This window comes from Serratia sp. (in: enterobacteria) (genome assembly GCF_046715635.1).
Classification (GTDB): Bacteria; Pseudomonadota; Gammaproteobacteria; order Enterobacterales; family Enterobacteriaceae; genus Chania.
The window spans coordinates 1-4,430 of the sequence record NZ_JBKJYW010000468.1; the positions used below are offsets into that span (position 1 = coordinate 1).

At 55.1% G+C, this 4,430-nt stretch carries 4 protein-coding genes; 2 read left to right on the plus strand and 2 right to left on the minus strand.

Translation table 11 applies throughout. The annotated features are described in order from the left end of the window. Positions 1–458 precede the first annotated feature (458 nt). Together ACLQ7H_RS24190 and mdtD are read left to right on the plus strand one after the other, a co-directional pair. On the plus strand, positions 459–1,148 hold the full coding sequence (locus ACLQ7H_RS24190; protein ID WP_411754864.1) for a FadR/GntR family transcriptional regulator: 690 nt from the start codon (positions 459–461) through the stop codon (positions 1,146–1,148). Between the two features lie 37 nt (positions 1,149–1,185). Further along, positions 1,186–2,604 carry a multidrug transporter subunit MdtD gene (gene mdtD / locus ACLQ7H_RS24195; protein WP_411754865.1) on the plus strand — a complete coding sequence of 473 codons (1,419 nt, stop codon included), beginning with the start codon at positions 1,186–1,188 and terminating at the stop codon, positions 2,602–2,604. On the opposite strand, the gene rbsR is transcribed toward mdtD, so the two are convergent. Beyond that, positions 2,601–3,602 carry a ribose operon transcriptional repressor RbsR gene (gene rbsR, locus ACLQ7H_RS24200; RefSeq protein ID WP_021181450.1) on the minus strand — a complete coding sequence of 334 codons (1,002 nt, stop codon included), beginning with the start codon at positions 3,600–3,602 and terminating at the stop codon, positions 2,601–2,603. The genes mdtD and rbsR overlap by 4 nt on opposite strands. Positions 3,603–3,606: 4 nt before the next feature. Beyond that, on the minus strand, positions 3,607–4,430 hold an 824-nt coding region (gene rbsK, locus ACLQ7H_RS24205), incomplete at its 5' end, for a ribokinase (RefSeq protein WP_411754866.1).

Sequence of the window (4,430 nt, forward strand, 5' to 3'; positions counted from 1 at the left end):
TAATAATTCATTCGCATGAATTACTGCTTGGTCACTCTTCAAGACTTGATATTTTTTTGCTACCGAAGTAGCTGGATATCGTCTTGTGAGTGCCCACACAGATTGTCTGATAAATTGTTAAAGAGCAGTGAGTTACGCGCTTTCGCTTGCTAACTCGAGGTGGCGTATACTACGCTTTTCCTCTGAAGAGTCAACCTTTATTTCGGTGTTTTCACCGGGTTACCTCTTCCTGGCTGGGCGACTTGTTTAGTCGTTGTTCCCGGTCAGTGGAGGCGCATTATAGGGAGTTCTCAGAAGGGCGCAACCCCTAAATTCAAAAAACTTTTCAAGCGCGGATTTTTTCGGCAAAACGCTGTCTTGTTCGTCGTTTTTGCCACTTTTTCCCGAAAACAGCCGTAAAAGCTGGCGCTCCCTGGCGTAAAATGAAAGATAACAATGCAGTTAAAGGAACCGCAGCCATGCAATTCGATGCTCAACAACAGGCCGCACAGCGTAATCTTTCTTATCTGCTGGCAGAAAAGCTCGGCCAACAGATCCTGGCCGGTGAATATCAAGCCGGCAGCATTCTGCCCGGTGAGATGGATTTGGCAGAACAGTTTGGCGTCAGCCGCACTGCGGTACGTGAAGCGGTAAAAATGCTGGCGGCCAAAGGCATGCTGTTACCGCGCCCCCGCATCGGCACCAGGGTCATGCCGCAAAGCCAATGGAACTTCCTCGATCAGGATCTGCTGACCTGGTGGATGACCAGGGAGAACTTCGGCCAAGTCATGCAGCACTTCCTTATCCTGCGCACGTCGCTCGAACCTCAGGCCTGTTCATTGGCAGCCATCAACGCCACTCCGGAACAGAAGGCGCGATTGGTCACGTTGATGGCAGAAATGCAGGCGCTACACGTGGATTTTGACCGCGAACGCTGGATTGAGGTCGATACCCAGTACCACCAGCTGATCTATGAAGCCAGCGCCAATCCATTTCTCACCTCGTTTGCTAACCTGTTCAGCTCGGTGTATCAAAGCTATTTCCGGGCGATCACCGGTAATGAAGTGATCAAGCTGCAACACCATCAGGCCATTGTGGATGCCATAGTCGCCAGTGACGGCACCACAGCCCTCACAGCATGCCAAACATTGTTGCAGGGGAATGCGTAAACTCCGCAGCTATATATAGAAGGAAAATGGGATCACGATGACAAAATCTGCACGCAGCATGGCAGGGTTGCCTTGGATCGCCGCGATGGCGTTCTTTATGCAGGCGTTGGATGCCACTATTCTCAATACCGCCTTACCGGCGATAGCCCACAGCCTCGATCGTTCCCCCTTGGCGATGCAGTCGGCGGTGATCAGTTACACCCTGACGGTTGCAATGCTAATCCCGGTGAGTGGCTGGCTGGCCGATCGTTTCGGTACCCGGCGGGTGTTTATTATCGCCGTATCGCTGTTTACCTTTGGCTCGCTATTATGTGCCTTGTCCCCGACGCTGAGTTTCCTGGTCGCCTCACGTATTTTGCAGGGGGTTGGCGGCGCGATGATGATGCCGGTGGCACGCCTTGCCCTGTTGCGGGCTTATCCGCGTAGTGAGCTGTTGCCGGTACTGAACTTTGTCACCATGCCTGGCCTGGTTGGGCCAATAATGGGGCCGCTGCTTGGCGGCTGGCTGGTGACCTACGCTACCTGGCATTGGATCTTCCTGATTAACATCCCGATAGGTTTACTCGGCATCGTCTACGCCCGCAAATACATGCCGGATTTCACCACGCCAAAGCGGCCGTTTGATTTCATCGGTTTTATGCTGTTTGGTCTTAGCCTGGTATTTATCTCCACCGGCCTGGAGCTGTTCGGTGAGCAGGTGCTGGCCAACTACATTTCTCTGGGGGTGTTCCTGAGCGGCTTTGTGATGCTGTTTGGCTATATCATTCACGCCCGCCGCCACGCTCAGCCGCTGATTGGGCTGGATCTGTTCAAGACCCGCACCTTTTCCGTCGGCATTGCCGGTAACGTGGCCTCGCGGCTGGGGACCGGCTGCGTTCCCTTCCTGATGCCGTTGATGCTGCAGGTGGCCTTTGGCTATTCGGCGATTGTCGCCGGTTGCATGATGGCCCCGACGGCGGTGGGTTCTCTGATGGCCAAGTCTACCGTTACCCAGGTGTTGCGCTGGTTCGGCTATCGTAAGACGTTGGTGGGTATCACTATCATTATCGGCGTACTGATTGCGCAGTTCTCACTGCAAAGCCCAGGCATGCCACTGTGGCTGATGATTTTGCCGCTGTTTGTTCTAGGGATGGCGATGTCGACGCAGTTTACCGCCATGAATACCATCAGCTTGGCAGACCTGAACGATGGCAACGCCAGTTCCGGCAATAGCGTACTGGCAGTGACACAGCAGCTGTCTATCAGCTTTGGCGTGGCGATCAGCGCCGCCGTGTTGCGCTTCTATGGCTCGATGGAGATCGGCACCATGATCGATCAGTTCCACTACACCTTTATTACCATGGGGATAGTGACCGTCGCTTCAGCCTTCGTCTTTACGCTGTTAAGAAGAAAAGACGGCAATAACCTGATCACCGGCAAAGAGAAATCACGCAAAGAAGCGAAGGCGACCAGTTAGCGGTAACCGACGGAGTCTCTCTCCACCAGCTCTGGCGTCAGCACCAGGATCTGGGCATCACGTTCGGGGTTTTGCAGGCGGTTGATTAACGCATCGATCGCCAGCTCCCCTAGCGAATCTTTGGGTTGATGAATGGTGCTGAGCGGTGGAGCCAGATATTTAGCCAGTTCAATATCGTCATAACCCATCACGGCCATATCCTGTGGCACCACCAACCCGGCCTGATACAGCGCCTGATAAACGCCCACGGCGACGGCATCGTTGCCAGCAAACACCGCATGAGGGGGTTCGGCCAACGCCAACAGCTGCTTCATGGCATGTACGCCCCCTTCAAACTCAAAGTCGCAATACACCTCATAGCCCGGCAGGATTTCAAGACCGGCACGCTTCATGGCACGGCGATAGCCTTCCAAACGATGTCGCGCGGTCGTTTTATCCAGCGGCCCGGCGATACAGGCGATTTGACGATAGCCGCGAGCGATCAGATGATCGGTAGCCATTTCCCCCCCCAGCAACGAGTTATCCTGAATGATATCGTTGGCGCCTTCGAACGGCGACCAGTCCATCATCACGATCGGCAAAGAGGGATAGCGGCTCAGCGCATCCTGCGAAGGGCGGTGGTTTTCGGTACACATCACTAGTAGGCCATCCACCCGCTTTTGCAGCAGCGTTTCCATGCTGCTGTTCATACGCGCCACATCTTCCTCGGTGTTACATAGGATCAGGCTGTAGCCGCGCTCATAGCAGCTGCGTTCCACGCCGCGCACCACTTCGGCATAAAACGGGTTATTGCTGGAGGTCACCAGCATGCCAATGGTGCGCGTCGTATTGAGTTTCAGGCTACGCGCCAGTGCGGAAGGCGCATAGTTAAGCTGTTCCACGGCCACCATGACTTTGTCACGCACGCTGTCGCTGACAAAGCGATTGTTATTGATCACGTGCGAGACCGTCGAGGTTGAAACACCCGCCAGGCGGGCAACATCTTTCATGGTAGCCAAAGCGTTATCCCTGTTGCTGCAAAAAGGCGTCAATCTCTTCACGCCATGGCACGGAAGGTTGAGCACCTGGCCGGGTAACGGCAATGGCCGCCGCCGCATGGGCGAAACGCACGGCATCACTCATCACTTTGCCTTCGAGCAAGGCCGTAACCAAGGCACCGTTAAAGGTATCACCAGCCGCGATGGTATCCACCGCCTTGACCTTAAAGCCCGGTACCAGTTTACCCTTACCGTTTTCGCTCAACCATACGCCGCGGCTGCCTAGGGTGATGATCACGCAGCCAATGCCTTTATCATGCAGGATTTTGGCGGCACGATCGGCGTCAGCGTCATTATTCACCGCGATACCGGTCAGCCGCTGGGCTTCGGTTTCGTTCGGGGTGATCATGTCGATCATGGCTAACAGTTCGTCAGGCAGCTCACAGGCCGGAGCCGGGTTGAGGATCACCTGGGTTTGGTGCTGCTTGGCCAGTTTGGCGGCAGCGATCACCGTTGCCAGCGGCGACTCAAGCTGCATCAATAGCGCATCGGCATCGATAACCCGTTGCCGATAGCGGTTGAGATAATCAGGAGTGACCGCCGCGTTGGCACCGGCATCGATACCAATCACGTTCTCGCCTTCGGCATTGACGAAAATCAGCGCCACGCCAGTGGTGCTGCCAGTGATAGCTTCAATCGGTTGGGTATCAATGCGATCGGTCGCCAGCTGTTGGCGAATACGTTCACCAATATCGTCTGCGCCTACGCAGGCAATAAAGGCGATATCCGCACCGCTGCGCCCGGCAGCCACCGCCTGGTTAGCCCCTTTGCCACCAAAGGCGACCTTAT

Bases quoted from the DNA above. Each gene is read 5' to 3' on its own strand.
- mdtD (WP_411754865.1), top strand. From the start codon at position 1,186: ATGACAAAATCTGCACGCAGCATGGCAGGGTTGCCTTGGATCGCCGCG.
- ACLQ7H_RS24190 (WP_411754864.1), top strand. From the start codon at position 459: ATGCAATTCGATGCTCAACAACAGGCCGCACAGCGTAATCTTTCTTAT.